The organism is Rhizobium sp. N122, from assembly GCF_002211295.1.
Lineage (GTDB): Bacteria > Pseudomonadota > Alphaproteobacteria > Rhizobiales > Rhizobiaceae > Rhizobium.
In genome coordinates, this window is record NZ_LOKU01000054.1 from 1 (window position 1) to 19338 (window position 19338).

Below are 19338 nucleotides of genomic sequence, written 5' to 3' on the forward strand. Positions count from 1 at the left end.
CCCGACCCTAGCGGAAAACACTGATGGCCGCCCGCAAAGCCGATCACCCGCTACAGCGCAGCGAGAAGCGCGCGGGCGCTCGGCTTTACTCCCTACCGTCACCTACGCCACGTACTGGGACACGATCGGTAAATGGCCAACGCGGTTGCTTTGTGATCAGCCGTTATCTTCGACGAACCGAATAGCGTCTTGCAAGAAGCTCCGGAAATAGTCAGGATTTTCGCACATCGGAAAGTGCCCAAGCCCCTCCATAACGACATGACGGCTGCCAGGAATGAGGGCCGCTAGCGCTGCTCCGTCTGCAGGCGTCGCAGAGTAGTCATAGGTCCCGGAGAGAAGAACGGTCGGTGTTCGCTTGGCATCAATCTTCGGACCGACGACGGCACCGTCGAACTCGTCGCTGTAGAACGAAAGATCGCCGGGATAAACTCCAGGAGCACCCTGCGAGTAGATCCAACTGGCGCGGCGTCGCTCTTCTTGCGGGCTGAGCGGGCTCATGATTCCGCGGACATAGGCTGAGTTATGAAGCGACCCATGAACGTTGACGTTGTGTTGAAAGGGGTTGCGACGGCCCTTTGACTTCAACGGCGGCTCGACCGCAATTACACCCATTAGACGTTCCGGTCGCTCCGCCGCCAGCACCATGCACATCGCCGCGCCCATAGATCCTCCAACGACGATAGCTCTGTCTCCGACGAGCTGGTCGAGTATCGCCGTGCACCAGGTCAGGTAGAGATCCGTTGTGAGTTGATAGGGCGAGCCGTCCCAAGTTAAAGGAGGCATCGAACGTCCGTGAAACGGCAGATCAACTGAGATCAATCGGTTCGTACGCGCAAACCCAGTGTCGGAGAGTTGCGGTAGAAACTGACGGCCGTCTGCGCCAGCCGTATGGAGGAAAAGGATAGGAGTTCCTGCACCGGCTTCCTCGTAAAAGATATCGTGTTCTACGCCGCCGACCTCTACCCGCTTATAGCGTCCGGTGACCTGTTCAATATTTCGATCGACCTTCGGCGCAACTAGGGGCGGAGACGCTACGACGATCTCGAACAGTCGCTCCAGAGCGGGACGCGCTTGAGCGATTGCTACGGGCGAACCAGATAACGTGAACTCAGGGTTAGCGAGTTGAAAGGCGGTGAACGAATGGTAGGTTGCCGGCGGCGGCACCTGCATAACCTTTTCCCAAGCTCCTTCTGGGGCACTCAGTATGACGTCAGCATTTTCGTCCGCGCCGTCCAGTGCGACTATCCCGCCTCCCACAGCAAGTGATGACTTTTCTGGTCCAACTTGCAACGAGATCCGTGTTGTAAGACCTGGGGTCAGTCGCGGTAGCTCCGGATCTTCGATCGCCAGGGTTACGCGTTTAATCAGCTCGGCATGGGCGCCCATACGTCCTCCCTAACAAAATGATGTTGTTGGGAAGCCGCACTTCCTGTGACTCACCTCCCATAAGAGAGGTAAGCAGATTTTCAGACAATCTGTCAACCGTAGCCGTCGCCTGAACTTCGTTTTGTGGAACTACTCGGAGGTTTCGACGGGGTTCTTGCTCAAGTAGTCCAACGCCACCTTAGCCGCGATTTCGATATGGCGCTTGCAAAGCGCGGCTGCCCTGTCGCCATCACGCAACGCAATAGCGGCCGCAATCTCTCTTATCTCGAAAACGCTGTTCTGCAGCCGCCCTGGCTGGGTCATCGATGTCATCCGCAACAATGTGACCCGGTTGTGCAACGACGTGAGCATTTGCTTCACAAACACGTTCTTGCTGCCGGTCATCAAACAATCGTAAAAAGCGGTCTTGGCTTCGATGATCCGCGATCCGGAACCGCTCTTGGCTGCGGCTTCGAACGCTTCCACGGTCTCGAGGAGAGCAACGATCTCTTCATTCGAACCGTTCTCGGCGAACTCCTGGCCGGCAAAGCTTTCAAGCAGCGCGCGTACACTATAAAGCTGCCTAGCCTCCTCGTAGCTGATAGTGCTGACAACCGGCCCCCGATGCGGATAGCTAGTAATAAGCCCTTCAGCTTCTAACTGGCGTAGCGCCTCGCGAACTGAAGTTCGGCCAACCCCGATGAGTTCGCACAACTCGCGCTCCACCAGCCGCTGCCCGGGCTTGAAACGGCCACTTGAAATAGCCTGCCGGAGCTTATCCTCAACAAGGATTCGAAGAGAGGCGTTTTGACGTGTAATCTGGAGGTCGATCGTTCCCATTCACAACAAACCTTCGATGAAATTTCTAGTGACGCACAGAATCAATATACTGCCGGAGCGTTTCGTAGGACAACCCGATTGTCTGCAAACAGCAAAAAATTTCAATCGGTTTATTGTGGGTCACAGGAGAACTCTAGCGAACTGGAGGTCTGGCGCAAGGGGAGAAAATTTCTGTAGCACCTCAGGGTCATGACCCGGAATAATGAGTCCGTTTGCTCCGGCAAGGACGCGGAGCTTGTTGTAACCCTCGATTACCTCTAGGTAATCTGCAAACAGGGGAAACGCGCCGTCATTTTCAAGATAGTGCTGGAAATGAAGCGCGTCGGAAGCGATAACCAGCAAAGCGCCGCCTGTTGCCACCGTAACAACTTGCAAACCTTTCGAGTGACCGCCAACCAGATGCACCCTGCATCCAGGAACAATTTCCCCATCCCCATCATGGAACCGTACCCGTGACTGAAAAACGAGCCGGACCGCGTCGACGACACCTTCTGTAGCAAAAGGCCGACGCATTCGCTCATGGCACATACACCGCCCCGTTCCATACGCCATCTCCCGATCCTGAATGTGAAAAGTGGCGTTAGGAAAGGCCGGGAGGTTTCCGGCGTGATCGTAGTGCAGGTGTGTCACAACGACATCAGTAATTTCGCTGGATTTGATGCCAAGGCTGCTCAGTGCTGCCACCGGATGGATCAAGAGGGTCCGCCCTCTGGCCGCGCCCTCTCCGGCTTCGAAACCAGTGTCGACAAGAATCAATCGGTCCTCGAGACGGATCAGCCACACGAAGTAGTCGATTTGTGATGGACGATCATGAATGTCATCCGTCTCTAGTATCAGGTCACTTACTGGTCTTTGCGCGGTGCCGTAATGGATGGCGAGCACTGTCCACTCGTTCAAGAGAATTCTCCCCGCCATCAGTCCATCAAGACTAGGTGTCGATTGATCTCGGCCCTGTCAAGACGGTCGAAAACCTCATTGATCTCATCAAGGGGGCCAGTGCTCGACAGCAATTTGTCCACTGGTAGCTTACCTTTGAGGTAAAGGTCGATATAGCGGGGTATGTCGCGCGATGGCACGCAGGAACCCATATAGCTGCCCTTGATCGTTCTCTCCTCTCCGACCAACGGCAAGGGCGAAACCTCGAAACGGGAATTTGCGCTGGCCAGTCCGGCCGTAGCGGTCATCCCTCCGCGCCGGGTAATCTCATATGCAAGCTCGAATGCCTTTTTGGATCCAGCCATCTCTATCGCGTAGTCTACCCCGCCGCTTGTCGCGCCTTTTACTTGGGCAACAATATTCGGCGAGGTGGCCAAAAAAGTCTTCGTCGCTCCCAGCTCCTTGGCAAGATCCAGCTTCGCTTGGATTAGGTCGATCGCCACGATATCGCTTGCACCGCTCGCAACAGCGCCAAGTATCGCTGAAAGGCCTACGCCGCCGAGCCCGATTACCGCCACACTACGGCCTGGGCGGACCCCACACGTGTTCATCACAGCTCCAACGCCGGTCATAACGGCACATCCGAAGAGAGCAGCTGTCGCCAAATCGATATCTTTGGTCACTTTGACTACCGAGCTCGCCGACACGACAGCATATTCGGAAAACGCAGAAACGCCGCTATGGTGGTTAATTTCGTATCCTCTCAAACGGATGTGCTTGCCGCCGGATAGAAGCGTTCCTGCAGCATTGGCCTGGTAGCCCGGTTCGCAGAGGCTGGCGCGGCCTTCAGCGCAATATGAGCAATGGCCACAAACCGGCAGAAATGACATGACTACATGGTCACCAACCTCAACCTTCTCGACACTCGGTCCGATTGCTGCGACGACGCCAGATGCCTCATGGCCTAGAGCGACTGGAAGCGGACGCGGTCTGTCCCCATTGATTGCGGACAGGTCAGAGTGGCAGACACCGGCAGCCTTGATCTTGACCAACACCTCCATGGGGCCAGGCGGCGTCAGTTCCACAAGCTCAATCTTAAGAGGTTTCGAATTTGAATAGGGCTTCGGCAGACCCGACTCCCTGAGGATTACCGAACGCATCTGCATCTTTGAAATTCCTTATCGATGTGCAAGCAACTGCATTGGAGAGGGGATATAGCGGAATCCGTCTCCGTTTCGCACCACATGCCCGGCACCTGGCCATGCGAAGTGATAGGACATTACCGCAATGCGATCTGTCGCCAGCATATCAAGCACGCGCGTGCGGGATCTAGCTGACAGCTTCGGGTCCGTGTCGTATCGGAATTCCATCATCGGCCTCTCCATCAACAGGATATGATGGTGCGTAAGGTCGCCGAGAAAACAGAGGCGATCGTTTCCCGACTGCAGCATAAAACAATGATGACCGAGCGTGTGGCCGGGGGCCGAAATCGCGTGAACGCCCGGCAAGAACTCCTCGCCGTCTTTGAAAAAGAAGGTCCGATCCTTGTGGGGAAGCAGGTTTCGCCGAGCGTTATCGATTTGAAATTGAAATGAAGAATCGATCGACGACCCGTCCGTCCAGTCCGTGAAGTCTCGCTCACTGATGAAGATGTCGGCGTTCGGGAAATTTAACCTTCCATTGGCATCGCACAGACCGCCGATATGATCGATATGGGCGTGCGACAGAACCACCGCATCGATCTCCGTCGGATCTCGACCTGCCTCTCTCAGGCTGGCTAGGAGCCGACCTGTGGTGGGCCCGAAAGCTTTGGAAGACCCCATCCCGGTATCAAATAGAATTGTTCTTCCATTTATCTCAACAAGCGGCACGTTTTGCTCGAGTACAACTTTGTTCGTTGGCAGGAAATTGTCCTCTAGCATCAGGCTGACCGTGCGTGGCTCTACCCCCAAGAAGTTCAGGCGAGGATCTCCTAGCTCTAACGGCCCGTCGGACAGTACCGTGATTTTTCCATCGCCAAATTCGAACGGATAAAAATACGGAAGCTTGGCCAGGTGATGCATACTAAGAGACACTGATTTTCCTCCCATCAGGTGCTTGGCTACATTTTTGGCAGATTGTATGATAATCTGTCAAATATTTTTGAAGAAAGCCATATCGAGAGCGACTGCCTTGCTTTAGGAGCCGGTGTACCGCGTTTTCCCCGGCCTACCGAATGCCGCGCAGTAGGAGCAGAGCATTCGAGAATGCGGCTCGCGGGGCCGCACAACGCATGGTCGTTGACCCAGCGTTGCCCCCTGTTCCGCGAAAAACCGCAGACATTCAGAGATTGACGAGGCTCAAGTTGAGTTGTCTCACAGCGCGCACCGCATCACCGTCCATCAGACAGGTGACTTTTTCCCATATTCGCGCTCATCATCGCGAAGCGGCGTAACGATCTGAAACGAAGCCGGTGGCGGACGCGCGCACCCAAAGAGCGATCAATTCCATCTTCGGCAGGGCCTTGCTGTAAAAGAAGCCTTGCGCCGAACCGCATCCGTTCGCTGCGAGAAATGCTGCCTGCTCGGCGGTCTCAACACCTTCCGCTACCACGTCCTGTCCAAGACATTGTGCAATGGACAGAATCGCTTTGACCAATTCTTCGTTCCTTTTGTCCGAGCTATTTATGAATGACCGATCGATCTTCAGCGTGTCGATCGGGAAGCGGGCTAGATAGTTGAGCGCCGAGTAACCGGTGCCAAAATCATCGATAGCAATCGAAAATCCCATTTGACGCAGCTTAAGAAGCGTCTGCAGGGTCTCGCCCTTCCGATCGAGAAGCAGACTCTCCGTGATTTCGATTTCGATCCATTCCGCGCGGCAACCGGTTTTACCGAGGATTGCAGCGATCTCGTTTACCAACCGTGAGCATTGGAATTGCTTACCCGAAAGGTTGACTGCAATCTTGTGCAGGTGGTGGCAATCGGCGTTCAGCTCCTTCGCCGTCTTGCACGCTTCACGCAGCACCCATCGCCCGAGTTCAACGATCAGCCCGGTATCCTCAGCGACCGGAATGAATCGAACCGGCGGAATCATGCCCATCTCGGGATGAGGCCATCTCAACAACGCTTCCGATCCTATCATAACGCCGCTGTCCAGAAGCACCTTGGGCTGGTAGTGCAGCTCCAATTCTTCGCGCTCGATAGCGCGGCGCAATTCAGATTCCAACTGCATGCGCTCCTCCACGCCCACAGTCAAATCCTTCGAATAAAAGCGAAAACTGTTTCTCCCCGAGCGTTTGGCAAGATACATCGCAGAGTCGGCGTATTTCACCAGATCGTTGACATCTGTGCTGTCGTCGGGCGAGATCGCGATGCCTACACTGCATGACACGTAGACTTCCTTGCCATCCAATAGGAAAGATTCCTTGAATCTCTCGAGGATCGAGCACGCAACCCAATCGAGATCGTCGGTTGTCTGGATTTCCGGCAACAGAATCGCGAACTCGTCGCCGCCGAGACGCGCAACCGTGTCGAGATCGCGGACAGATTTCTTAAGCCGGGTAGCGACCTGGCAGAGTAGTTGATCACCCACAGGGTGACCCATCGTATCGTTCACGACTTTGAAATGGTCGATGTCAATCAGCATTACCCCTGTCCGCCGACGTTGAGACGACGCGTCACTGACGACCTTTTGCAATCGCTCGTTAAACAGCAAGCGGTTCGGCAAAGAAGTCACCGGATCGTAAAAGGCCATTTGCCTGATTTTTTCCCGCGAGGCGTTCAGTTCCGTGACATCGCGAGAGACCCCGAGGACTCCTGTAACCTCTCCCCCGGCGCCGAGGACCGCAAGTTTACGTGTTTCGAGAAGAATGGACTGACCGTTCTCCGGGGAAACCACCCAATTCTCGTCGATAAGTATGCCACCGGCTTCGATCGTGGCCTCATCAGATTTTCCGGAAATGTGAGCTCTCTCAGCCCCGAACAATTCAAGGTCCGTTTTTCCAACGACCTCCGCCTCTGATTTCCCGGTCAGCCGCTCAAATGCATGATTGCACAAAAGGTGTACGCCATCGACATTCTTTACCCAAACCATGTCAGGAATGGTTTGCAGCACACTTAGCAATTGCGTCCGCACGGAGTTGATGGCGTCTTCCGCCTGCCTTCGTTCCGTGACATCACGCGAAAATGCCAGGAGCGTGGTGGCGGCGTCAGGATCGGCGCTTGGTCGTCTAGCCACCGACAACTCGAACCATCGGGTCTCGCCGTTTGGCAAGGATACGCTAATGCATCGACCGTAGGCAACTCCTTCACTGCTTGCAGTTCGAAGCGCCTCCATTGCAATAGCCGCTTGATCAGGCGCAAGAACTTGGTCGACCGTCCTACCCAGTAGCATTTCCCGCTGCTGGGCTAGTAGTTCGGGATTTCTGGTCCAGACCTGAAGATATCGCCCATCCTCGTCGACCTCAAACAGAACGTCTGGAATAGCGGTGACGATCCCTTGGGCTAGTTCGAGAGCGTTTTTGAGTTCCTGCTCCGCCAACTTGTGTTCGGTTATGTCGATGATAACGCCAATCAGACCCGCGGGCTCGTCGTCGTGACCTCTGAAAACTGCCTTGTTGCAGACAACATCCAGGATGGCGCCGTTTGCGAGAGCGATCTTACGCTCGGAGACTTGGGCTCCACCCCTTTCAAGAAGGCCTTTCTCTTCAATAGAATAAATTTCCGCCAGTTGCGTTGAACTGAGATCAAAATCTGTATTCCCGATGATCTCGTCGCGCGAGCGACCGAGGAGATCTTCGAAAACCTTGTTGCAACCGACATAGCGACCGTGCAGATCTTTGAAGAAAATTGGGAGGGGCAACACGCCGATCAATGCTTCAAGCAGCGCTCCTCGGTCGGCTGAGGTATCATGATGCAGCGCTTCGTCTCTCCGGCGATTGCGCCTTTTCTGAAAAAAGGAGCGTTGCCAAAGCGGTTGTAAAGTCGAATTCATCGTGAAGCTCCTTACCGAGGGCCAAGACAGGATGCATCATCCATCCGATCAGGAATTCCGGGAACGCCACCCAAATCATTCGAGCAACAAATTGATGCAGATATGTCAGTAAGGCCTCGAACCGCGCGTCGGCCTGAGCCGGATAGTGCGGTCGGAAATGAACTTTGCTTTCACATTCGAAGCAACAACCTTCGCGGCAGCACGTAGATTGATTGGCGCAATGAGTATGTTGTCCCGTTTGCGAGAGGAGGGCCGGAGGAAGAATGCTACCGCGGAGCAAATATGTTCGTTGGAACCGGATCGCTTGGCTCATGTCTCCTGAGGCGACCCGGGCATTTCCCAATTTGAACTGTCATTCCTTAGCGCAGCCTACCTTGCACGAGAGCCGATCATGAAGGCACCGCATTCCACACAGACCCCGCATGCGATCTTCAATCGGCCGGCTTCCAGGAGAGCGGATCCGCTGGGTTATCGAAATATTTAGCAGCAGCGCTGGCAGACCACCAAGCTCTATTCTTCGGCTCGATCCAATCCTCAGAGTTAGGATCGCAATCAGCTGGCAAATCCGCCATTACATCCTCTATGGTACTGGGAATTGCTGGCCGCAGGATTGTCTGAATTTTGGGGCCCTGTCCCTCAAGAGTTCGCATCATTACGTCCCATACGAAACCCGCCTCAGAGCGCGGCGGCCAGAAATGAAAACTCTTGCTTACGAAGTCGGGGTTCCGTCGCCAGTAACAGGCTGCCGAAGCTTCGCCCCCTAGAACGATTGGGATCATGTCGCGCCCGGACTGGCGCACCGCGTTGATAACACCATTCTCAGCTCCCGACTGAACGATAATACCATCAATTCGACCGGGATTCGCTGCAAGGAATTTTTGCACCTCGGCCTGCGCGACCTTGTCTGTCCACTTCCCGTCGACATGACCTACGATCTTTATCTCGGGATAATACTCCAGAGCCTTCTTTGCGCCGACGTCAAAGCTGTCCGAGGAGGCAAAGCCGGAGATCCCCGAAACGAGAAGCACATTGCCACTTCCTTCGATTTCTTCAGCGAGCCACTTCGCCGCCTCAAACCCGCCTTGCATGTTGTTCTCAGTTGCGTTGACGGCGAACGGCGATGTTACGTAACCAGAGTACGAGAACACAGGCACTCCTTTTGAATACGCATACTCTATCGTAGGATTAAGCGCCGTGAGGTTCGAACAGCAGATAATAATTGCATCAACGCCGTCGTCTACCATCTGCCGCATCTGCCTGATCTGGACAGCGTCTTCAAGATTTGACTGGGTGACGATGAACTCGGAGACCAGCCCCGCTTTCTTGAAAGCTGGAACAATCTTGTTTGTGAACTCATCAAGAATACTCGCACGCCAAGAATTGTCAGCATATGTCGATGCGTACCCAATTTTCCACGGCGGTGCTCGCTGTGCCTTAAACGTGCGGAAGACAGATTCACCTGTAGGCAACTTTGGATCGAGCAACTCGTAGGTTTTTCGTTCCTCCCGCGGCAATTCCGTAAGGCCACCGGCGGCCGCTACAGAAGGGATCACCAAGCCGGTGATTAGAATAATGGCTCTTGTAATTTCACGTATGCGCACGGATTTGATACCTCTCGTGTCTCTGAGCATTGCAAAGCAGTTGATCTCTTGAAGGTTGATCGGCTCTAGGTGGGTTTTTTACAGTCAGACGGGCGGCGAAAGGGAGACCAAGAGCCTAAGGCCGGATTTCGCTTCCGTAAGCGGATTTCCCTTCAGTAGAACGCCGCTATCACAGTGGCCATCCGACGCGTGGCAGTCTCGTTCGATGCGCAGCTTACGCCACTAACCTAACCCGACGCGTCGACTTATCTTCGGTCAATTTGAATGAAGCGAGCCGCTCGCTGAGTTCGTTAGTCTGATCCGAGAGAGTCTTTGCCGCGGCATTTGTCTGCTCGGCCATGGCAGCGTTTTGTTGTGTTCCCTGGTCAAGTACATTGACGTTATTGTTGATCTCGGCGAGGGACGCCGCTTGCTCGCGGCTCGAATTGACGATTTGATCAATCCGATCGGAAATCTTCAAGATCGACGCCGTTATGTTGTGTAACGCCTCACCTGCTTTCCCCACGTAATCTGAGCCGATCGCCACCTCCGAAGAGGATTCCGAAATCAGGTGGCGAATCTCGCGGGCTGCAGCTGATGATTTCTGGGCAAGTTCGCGCACTTCCTGGGCTACGACTGCAAAACCCTTTCCGGCATCTCCAGCACGAGCCGCCTCGACACCAGCATTTAGTGCCAAAAGATTTGTCTGGAACGCAATCGTATCGATCAAACCAATGATTTGGCCGATCTTGTGGGACGCGTCTTCTATTCTGCCCATTGCGTTGATCGCATCGGTCACAATGGTTGCCGCACCCTCGGCGTGTTCTTTAACAACGGACACGAAAGCCTGGGTTTCATAGGCATTCTCGGATGATTTTCTGACCGTGACCGTCACCTGTTCGACGGCGGCCGCAGCCTCCTCCAGTGAGGCGGCTTGCAATTCAGTTCGCCGCGACAGATCATCTGAGGCTTTGAAAAGCTCGCTGGTTCCCCATTGAATTTGATTGGTATTCTCGTCGATATGAGACACTGTCTCTCTCAGGATCGAAAGCGAGTGATTGAAATCGCGCCTCAGCGGCTCAAGATTGGGATGGAATTGGCGGTCAATTTCTTGAGAGATGTCGCCACGCGCCAATCGAGATAACGCCTCTCCTAGAATGGTGACGGCAGTTGCGACCTCCTCCTCCATCTGAGCGCGTTCGCGTTCACGATCCATCCGCTCCTGTTCAACGGTTTTCCTATCGGCTTCCGTTCGTGTCTCGATGTCCATCTTCGAGACAGCATTTTCACGGAAAACCTCGAGTGCGCGAGCCATTTCACCTATTTCGTCTCTCCGGTCACGTCCGACAATCTGCGATCGAAGATCGCCCTTTGCCAGCTCTTGCATGCGCTTCGCGATCCGTTCGATCGGGGCGCGAAGTGTCGCCATCAGGCCGGCGCCAGCCGCCAAGGCTACCAAGACGCCGGACACTGTGGCGATAGTTGACAGCAAGCGGGCAAGATTGCTTTCATTGCGAGCATCGTTTTCCTGAGTTGCTGCAAAGGTTACGAGGTTTTTCCAGATCTCCTGGCCGGTTTTGTCCGCCTCAGAATATTGCGCTTGGCGGGCTTCCGCTATCTTGACCAGCTTCTCTGTGTTCTCTTGGATAGAATCCACCTGGGCGAATAGATCTTCCTGCATTTTATCGAAGCCAGATATCGAGCTGGCAACGCCTCCAACTGCCACGGTGTCACGCGCCAATTTTGTAAGTTGCTCAACGAGGCGCTGCTGATTCTCTGCGTTGGCTGTACGGAACAGGTTATTGATTTCGATTTCGATCGAATCGGCGTCCTGGCCGATCGTTGTCGCCGTCGCAACAAGCATTTCGGAATCCGTCAACGCTTTATCCAACGCCCGGATCGCATTTGTTCCTTCAATCATGTGCTGGATCGCATCCACTCGCAGGTTCGTCGCAAAGCTCTGTAGGTCAGAGCCGGCAAGCCGTGTGGAAGGGTCGACAAATTCGGGGTTGGCGATTAGCTTGGCGATAGTCCTCTCAATTTTAGTAACGGCCTGCTCGTCAGCAGTCGAGACTACCCGCTTAACTGTTTTTAGCGACTTTTTGATCACAAGCCCTTGCTGGGCGACAGTCGGAGGCTGCTTCGCTCCGTCCGGCAAGCTCACCAAGTCTTCCGCCATGTGTTGCATAACTGATGCCGTATCGAGTGAGCGGGTAGCCTCCCGGAGCATGGTTTTCCCGGAGTTCTCCTGATTGCGTACTTGTGAGCGCACATCAACCGCAGCCAATTTAAGGGCGCCTCCGACCTCCTTGATCTTCGACAAGTTGGAAACAATGTCGCTGCGAACGGATTCCTCGTCATTATGCAAAGACCACATGCGGCCGATGCTGCCCGAGATAACGGACATTGCCGATACACTGTTTTCGAGCGCACCAGTTTCGCTCCCGCTACCTGCCGCCGCTTCCTGGAGCGACTGCATGGTTGCGCTCTGCCCGTTTAAACTTGTCAGCGCCTCATCTCGGTACTCCGTTGAGCTTTGCGCCAAAAAGCGGTTCATGCTTTCCGCGACACTTCGAAACCCGCTCAAGGTCTGAAGAACCTCATTTGAAAGCCGAAGACGAGACTGAAGCAAGCCAGTTGCTTTTAAGCCGACCCCACCAACTGCCGCCAATATCAGGATCAAGGGTACAAGTACCAATAACACCTTTGCTCTTATGGTAAAGGTGGACAACAGGCGATCGACGAACATACTTACCTCCAAAGGGCTCAAACGGTGCTGGGGCCTCGCTTTTGGAATAGTAATGTTTGAGCCTGAACGAACATGGATAAGAGTTTCACTAAAACAATCGAAACTTTTTTACGTGTTGTTAGGATTTGACCTCTTACCCATTGCGTCTTTCAAGAAACTTAACGGAAGGTTAATACCTGCAGATTTGCCGGATCAGAACGTGGGAGTGGATCTATCTGCACCGAGGATCGATCTCCAGCACGTTCCCTGTCAGCTTTCCGGACAGTTCCGAATTCGCCAGGAATTGCACGGCGTGGATCACTGTTCGAAGCACGTCATTTTCGCTTGAAGACGTAGAGTTCACATCGCTGGCGTGTACAGCATTTATCCTCAGCCCGGAACCGAAATATTGCCTAGCAATTGCGGAGGTAGTAGTGCGCAACGCCGCTTGAAGGACGGCTTCTGCTTCCAGCGAGGTCGTCTCTTCGAACCATGCGACGTCCACTACGGCAAGCTCCGCGCCCTGAAGTCGAGAGCTAAAGGCACCTGTAACTCTGATTAGATTGGATACGGCATCAAGCCCCAGATTCGCGCTGGATAGCGATCCCGTTACAGTTTGGGTTGTTTCATTTCTGCGGAAAACTATGTTCACCAGAACGTCGACCCGTCTCCAGCGCAAATACACTTGGTCAGCCATTGAGTTGACGTAAACGTCTCTGTTCGGGTTGACTTTGACCGGTAAAAAATTGTTTCCCTGGCCTTCAGCCAGGGAGGCGAAGTCGGCGGGATTGGCGTCGCCTACGGCGACCCGATAGCCTTTTTCTATAAATGAGCGCGCCAAACAAAGACCAACAGGATTTGACGCGCCTATCAAGACACAGACTTTTTCCCCAGGAGAAATGTTGGCGTCACTGTCACGTTCAACCAGTACCTCGGTCGATGGAGTATGACACGCCTTGTGAGTCAGAGACGCTTGTATCACGCGCCGGTCGCCGCTTCCGGCAGATTAAGAAGGTCGACAATTTGTGCATTTTTGGCCAAGTTTAGCACTTATAACTCCCGGTCCGTCGCTGCGTCTCCCGCGAACAAGCAATGCGCGGGCGATATAGTAAAATTTTTGTCCGACAATCTGTCAATTCCTTTTTGCGATTTTCGGCGGACACATGTCGAGACCGGCGTCATTTTGAGGCCTCATGCCCGCAATGCCGTAAGCATCGGTATTCCGACACCCGGTTGAGTTTGATGTGGTCTTTCCTGTTAGTCTTCTCTCGCCGCCACGTTCCGATTTGATCGCGCTTTTCGCGTTCGCGCGGCACAGACAACAGCACGCCTATGGCAGCACAAGCTGTTTGACCATCATCAGGTTTCGTCCTTAAGCTCTTCTTTTGCCCAATCAGACGCCCGGAGTCCGTACCCGCTAAGAAGAGCGCAAAGTCAACCCAATGCGACGAGGCGCGGCTTACGCATTGATATTTGCCGCGACCGCCTCGCTTAGTAGGCCAAAAGAACTCGTCGACGTCTTTGCGTCTCCGAGTGTTGAGCCTGGAGCGTGCTCTCTTATACGTCATAACCGAAGTATGCTGATGCGCAGGTTAAGAGGGCCAGCGTGTGGCGAAATCGTGGGGCCATCCTACAGCACAATCATTTTTCTCCGTGTCGACTCAACGGCCTCCAAGGTCGGTTGGCGTAGGTTCTCTCCCACTCATAGCACTCCCACCCTTCCCGTGACGGGCTGCGATCGAAAGCAGCCCGTCACCCCTCGCCTTGGGAGGCATCTTTAGATTGATTTGCCGTGCGGGAACTCCACTAGAACCGTGGCAGATTTCCCTGATGCTGCCTTGCCTTTGATCAGGAATAGCATTAACGTATATCAGACAATCTGTCAATCTGTTTGAGGCGTGTGGAAGCCAGTCATCGCATCATTAGAGGCTTCCCAACTGCAGCGCTGAAAAACTAGGAGGCCATCTCGAGCGGGAGAACGTGGATGTCGGTGCTGGTGATGATCCGCCATGACGAAAGCCTAGGGAATGAGAGATTCAACCGGCCTCCACAAAGGTCCGAATCGGTCATGTACGCGATCAAAATCGCTCGCACGCCATCCGGTCTCGAGCTTTGAAGGTTTGGAAAACTAGTCCCGGCATGTGCGAGTTGGTGTTCATAGATAGGTTTATATTGGATGACCGAAAGTTTGTTCAGCAAGCCCGATGAAGGGACCTTAGTGAAAGACAACTTTATCGAGGGCTCCGATCCCGAACGTCTTTTGCCTTTGATATCATCGCCCCTGGCGTCCTCTGACCTTGCTCAACACGACAGTAGATCGCTTAACTCTCGCTGCAGACGAATTTCCCTTGATGGTTTTGGCGTTGCGGATGCCCATCATGGAGAGGCGTGCTCGGTCATGATAGATTCCCCAGTTGACGTCGTAACGGTCTTCCTGCCGGCGTCCGGGAATGCAGTCTTTCATTGGTCTGGGCAACAGGTAGAGTCGCCGCATGTTGCAAATGCTCCGCTGAATGCCCGACAAGATGGCATAAGATCTCAACTGTCATTGACGATCGATACGCAATCCTTGCGTGACAAGCTTTCTCGCATGCTCGATCGGACGATCAGCGGAAATCTGCAAATTCAGCCGACCCTTGATCTTGCATCGAGCGCGGGAACGCTCATGCGAGAACTAGCCCTGTCTGCCCATCGCGGCCTCAGTGCCGGGGGGGCTCTGCGACAATGCCCGTCGGCCTATAACTCGCTCCTCGACGCGATAGAGTACCTTTTGATCGAAAGCTGTATGCATCGCTATACCGATGAACTTCGTCGTCCGGCTCCGTCTCCCACGCCTCGCCACGTGAAACGGGCAATGGAGTTTATGGAAGAGCATATGGCTCAACCCATTTCCCTTAACGATATCGCCGCTGCGGCCAAGGTCAGCGTGCGGACTTTGCAGCACGGCTTCCGACAATTTCGTAATACCAGCCCCACAATGCACCTCCGAGACTTGCGTATGTGCGCAGCTCGACAGGAACTGCTGCAAAACGGCGCTAAAATCAGCGTTTCGGAAATAGCGCTTAAGTGGGGCTTCACACACCTCGGCCGTTTTGCTGCAGAGTACAAGAGACGTTACGGCGAACTGCCATCTAAAACAGTGCATATGAGCGATGTTCTGCCGCATAGGCGATCTATGTGTGCTTCGCAGGCCTCTCCGCCCGAAAGCTGACCCGGAAATAGCCCTTCGCGATGGCGCTGTGGTTCGCAGCGCTCCACCGGGCTATACCATCGCTGCGCCCTTAATTTTTCGGTCTGTCGCCACAGACGGTCAGCAGCCGAGCGTACAGTGCTTCAAGGTGATTGGTGATTTGGATCATTTGCAGCCGCTCTTGCTCCAGGCGCTGCGACTGTGCATCTTCGTGGCTTTCTAAGTGGGTATCTGTCTTAGCCTGTTGCCCGAAATTGATTGCGATAACTTTGGACATCTTCGAACTCTCGTTGAATTTCGTTAATACTCCGCGTCTTGAAGGAAGACAGTCGCGGAAGGTGAAAAAGCAAAAGTCTGCTAGGCAGCTGCGATGCGTCCTGATTGGTGCCAAACCTTTGCTCAAAACTAAGGAAGCATTCCATCCCTTGTTCAAGCGGAGTGATTCCGTAGCTGAAGGTTGGGTCGAAGTCGCGCCTAAGTCCGAACCGGTTGGATCCGATCGCCGTTGATCGATAGAATGCCAGAGACCTGATCGACGACCGGGCCGATGATACCATCTGCTACCTCAACGACGACAATGGCGCTGTGGCTAGACCGATGGGATTGGTTATCTCGGCAGCAAGTTCTATCACCGGAATGACAGAACCGGCAGATCCCTGAACCGAGAACATGCGTTAGGGGCAGCGGCGTCGCCTCTGCTAACCCCCGGATTTCCGGGATCAACGTCGTCTTCATGCAGAACTGCTGGCTGCCAGATGGAAACCGATAATATCCTGCGATGAATTATGACATGATTCATTAAAACTCTTCCCATTCCTTAGTCGCGACAGCGGCTGTAGTACGTCCGCCGAAGGCGCCGGCAAGCTTCTGGGAGAGGGCACGCGCTGGCGAGGCGGCCGGCTTACCGTTCTGGTGGGCAACACGCCGTACAAAAGTCGAACCGTCGAGCCTGAAGCGCGCAATAAGCCGCGCCAGATTGGAAGCCTCATCCGCCAACCGGTTGGTGGCCGCCGTCGATTCTTCCACCATCGCCGCATTCTGCTGGGTTGTCTGATCCATCTGGTTGACCGCAGTGCTGACTTCCGCCAGCCCGGTCGATTGCTCTCGTGCCGCCGTCGAGATCGTATGAACGTGCTCGTTCACCTTGATCACGTGGCCTCGGATTAGACCAAGGGCATCGCCTGTGGCCGTTACCAGCCTGACCCCAGTTTTGACCTCGTCGCCGGACCGGTTGATCAGCGCCTTGATATCCTTGGCGGCAGTGGCGGAGCGCTGTGCCAGTTCACGCACCTCCTGAGCCACAACGGCGAAACCCTTTCCAGCGTCACCCGCACGCGCCGCCTCGACGCCGGCGTTGAGGGCCAAAAGATTGGTCTGGAAGGCGATCTCGTCAATGACGTTAATGATCTGGCCGATTTCATCCGAGGCCTGCTCGATGCGGCCCATGGCGGCGACCGCGTCTTTGACAACCGCGCTCGACTGCTCGGTGCTTCTGCGTGCCTCATCGACCATATGGCTGGCTTCCGTGGCTCTTTCTGTCGAGCTTTTTACCGCCACCGTGATTTCCTCAAGCGCCGAAGAGGTCTCCTCCAGGGCCGCGGCTTGCTGTTCCGTGCGCTTTGAAAGGTCGCCTGAGGCGATGCGCATCTCGCCGGCTCCGCCGTTGATCGTGTCGACGGCGGAGCGAACCTCGCCTAATACGGATCGAAGGGCTGCCATGGTGGCGTTGACATTACTCTTCAGTTCACCAAAGGCTCCCTGAAACTCGCCGCACATGTTTTCCGTCAGATCCCCATCGGCAAGCGCTGAGATAACTCGGCGAGTTTCGGCGATGCCCCGGTCAACAGAGGTGACCAGTTCGTTGACGCTTCCTGCAAAACGGTCGAGAGCCGCATCGCCGTATTTCTTGGTGATGCGATGGGTGAAGTCACCGGCTACGGCGGCTGACACCACCTCGGCAATGCTCGACTGCAAGTCGGCGCTCTTGGCCTGCAACGCGGCCTCCTGCGCGTTCAGATCGCGGGCCTTGATGCTGTTTTGCTTGAATACCTCAACGGCTCTCGACATCTTGCCGATTTCGTCGGCGCGCATTGCGAAAGGAACCTCAGTGTCGAGATTACCATCTGCCAGTACGCCCATCGTGGTAGTCAACCGCGAGATCGGATCGGTAATCTTCCGGATGCAGTAAAGCAGGGCTATAATGCCCGTCGTAGTTGCCAGCGCCATGGCAAGAATGGTGACCAAAACCGTCGATGAAACGGCGCCCATCGTATTTCCGACGGCCGCGACTCCACCACGCTTGTTAACTGCGACATCCTGGTCAAGGAGCGCTCCGCTATCATTATACAGTTTCGTCGTGGCGTCACTCGTTAGAAGAGCGAATGCTTCATCCTTCTTGCCTGCCTGCATTAGTTTAACAATCCGCTCGCCATCCTCCTGATATTGCGTCCACAAAGCGGAGAACGCGTCATAGGCCTGACGCTCCTCGCCGGATGTCACCATCGGCTCATATTCACCACGGGCATTCGCGAGATCCTCCATCTTCTGGCGGAAGGTGGTGATATTATGCGCAAGGCTCGTCGAATCTGATGAGTTTGTCACCAGCCTGAACTGCAGGATGCGGTAGTCCCCGGTGATCGTATTGATCCGATTTATCACATCGATCGATGGCAGCCAGTTGCTGGCAACTTCGGATATATTGCTCCTAATGGACAGCAGCTTGACGATACTCACGATGCCCTGGCCCGCCGCGAGAAGAGAGAGCAGAACAAATATCAAAGATAAAGCGAGTCTAATGGACTTGGGCATAAAGGCAAACCTTTTAGGTGAGGTGGACGATCGACTTGTCTACTCAAATCTTCCAATTGCCGTTTCATTCATTCGAACGGCAGATCAATCTTGTGGGTCTGTGACATAGCTGAGAATACCTATTGGTTGCGTTGGTTAATGAAGCCTTTCCTGCCCGTCTCGAATGCAAAAAGACGACGTTTTAAGGATAGTCAGGCGTCCAGTGGATCGTCCGCGCTTACAAGGAGGATGCAGCCGGCAAAATTTCATTTGGCGCCGTTCGAAGAGCATCATCGTTTTCAGCAACCGAGTTTCGCCCCGCCACGAGCGACCTAGAGCAAGTCCTGCGATCGATGAATCTATTGTGATGTGACGGCGTCCATCGAAGCTGATTCAACTCCACAGAGAAGAGGTGGATGATGGGACAAGCCCTGAGCGATGATCTTCGAATACGGGTTTTGAAAGCGTCTGCGGCGGGCATGTCGGCTCGACAGGCTGCGGCCCGTTTCGGAGTTGGGATTTCGACGGCGATCCGCTGGATTGCAAGAGCGAAAGAGGGTGAGTTAACTGCTCTGCCACAGAGCTGGAGACGACCTTCGGCAGTGGATGCACACGAGGAATTCGTTGTCGCGTTGATCAACGAGCGTAGGGATGTGACGCTCGATGAGATGGTTGAGCGCTTGTCCGTCGAGCGGCAGGTGAAGATCAGCCGCAGCGCACTTGGCGCCTGGCTTCGAGGCCGTGGGTGGACCTTTAAAAAAGACCGCACACGCACTGGAGCAGGACCGACCGGACGTCTGAAGCGCCGGCGCGCCTGGTTCGATGGTCAATTGGACCTCGATCCGGAGAAACTGATCTTCATCGACGAAAGGTAAGCGTCCGGCGAACGCATTTTCGGGTGTCGAGAGATGGAATCTATAGGCCGCGTTTCATCTCATCGGCCATGATGCGGTCGATTATTTCAGGATCGCACTGTGTGTCGATGAGGAACTCGCGGA

The 19338-nt window shown here is 54.5% G+C and carries 12 protein-coding genes and 2 pseudogenes; 3 read left to right on the forward strand and 11 right to left on the reverse strand.

Features of this window, described 5'->3' with window-relative positions; translation table 11 throughout:
- Positions 1-156: 156 nt before the first annotated feature.
- The 9 genes from ATY75_RS27115 to ATY75_RS27160 form a co-directional block, all read right to left on the reverse strand.
- The gene (locus tag ATY75_RS27115; RefSeq protein WP_008534369.1) at positions 157-1386 is read right to left on the reverse strand and encodes an alpha/beta hydrolase; all 1230 of its coding nucleotides are present in this window, start codon (positions 1384-1386) and stop codon (positions 157-159) included.
- A 129-nt stretch (positions 1387-1515) separates the two neighbouring features.
- Positions 1516-2205: a GntR family transcriptional regulator gene (locus ATY75_RS27120; RefSeq protein ID WP_088939906.1), complete on the reverse strand. Its 690-nt coding sequence runs from the start codon at positions 2203-2205 to the stop codon at positions 1516-1518.
- A 120-nt stretch (positions 2206-2325) separates the two neighbouring features.
- Positions 2326-3120, reverse strand: coding sequence for an N-acyl homoserine lactonase family protein (locus tag ATY75_RS27125; RefSeq protein WP_016737429.1), 795 nt, complete (start codon positions 3118-3120; stop codon positions 2326-2328).
- Positions 3120-4247, reverse strand: coding sequence for a zinc-dependent alcohol dehydrogenase family protein (locus ATY75_RS27130; RefSeq protein WP_004673287.1), 1128 nt, complete (start codon positions 4245-4247; stop codon positions 3120-3122). The genes ATY75_RS27125 and ATY75_RS27130 overlap by 1 nt, the downstream gene beginning before the upstream one ends.
- A 12-nt stretch (positions 4248-4259) precedes the next feature.
- A complete protein-coding gene (locus ATY75_RS27135; protein WP_237350508.1) occupies positions 4260-5156 on the reverse strand; it encodes an MBL fold metallo-hydrolase in 897 nt (298 codons plus the stop codon).
- 340 nt (positions 5157-5496) lie between these two features.
- The gene (locus tag ATY75_RS27145; protein WP_088939907.1) at positions 5497-8055 is read right to left on the reverse strand and encodes an EAL domain-containing protein; all 2559 of its coding nucleotides are present in this window, start codon (positions 8053-8055) and stop codon (positions 5497-5499) included.
- Positions 8056-8486: 431 nt separating this feature from the next.
- The gene (locus tag ATY75_RS27150) at positions 8487-9686 is read right to left on the reverse strand and encodes an ABC transporter substrate-binding protein (protein WP_088939908.1); all 1200 of its coding nucleotides are present in this window, start codon (positions 9684-9686) and stop codon (positions 8487-8489) included.
- A gap of 184 nt (positions 9687-9870) precedes the next feature.
- Complete coding sequence (locus tag ATY75_RS27155) at positions 9871-12384, reverse strand: HAMP domain-containing methyl-accepting chemotaxis protein (protein ID WP_008534365.1); 2514 nt, start codon at positions 12382-12384, stop codon at positions 9871-9873.
- A gap of 211 nt (positions 12385-12595) precedes the next feature.
- Positions 12596-13237 (reverse strand): SDR family oxidoreductase, encoded by a 642-nt coding sequence (locus ATY75_RS27160; RefSeq protein ID WP_010031458.1) that lies wholly within the window; start codon positions 13235-13237, stop codon positions 12596-12598.
- A gap of 1302 nt (positions 13238-14539) precedes the next feature.
- Between ATY75_RS27160 and ATY75_RS27165 the strand changes: the two genes are divergently transcribed.
- Positions 14540-15574, forward strand: coding sequence for an AraC family transcriptional regulator (locus ATY75_RS27165; protein ID WP_088939909.1), 1035 nt, complete (start codon positions 14540-14542; stop codon positions 15572-15574).
- Positions 15575-15644: 70 nt separating this feature from the next.
- Here ATY75_RS27165 and ATY75_RS27170 read toward each other — a convergent pair whose 3' ends face one another.
- Together ATY75_RS27170 and ATY75_RS27180 are read right to left on the reverse strand one after the other, a co-directional pair.
- Positions 15645-15830, reverse strand: coding sequence for a hypothetical protein (locus ATY75_RS27170; RefSeq protein WP_004673279.1), 186 nt, complete (start codon positions 15828-15830; stop codon positions 15645-15647).
- 521 nt (positions 15831-16351) lie between these two features.
- Positions 16352-18361: a methyl-accepting chemotaxis protein gene (locus ATY75_RS27180; RefSeq protein WP_004673275.1), complete on the reverse strand. Its 2010-nt coding sequence runs from the start codon at positions 18359-18361 to the stop codon at positions 16352-16354.
- Positions 18362-18759: 398 nt separating this feature from the next.
- On the opposite strand from ATY75_RS27180, the pseudogene ATY75_RS27185 reads away from it, so the two are divergent.
- Positions 18760-19209, forward strand: a pseudogene (locus ATY75_RS27185) (transposase); the annotation flags it as partial.
- A gap of 2 nt (positions 19210-19211) precedes the next feature.
- Positions 19212-19338: pseudogene (locus ATY75_RS34765) on the forward strand (IS5/IS1182 family transposase); the annotation flags it as partial.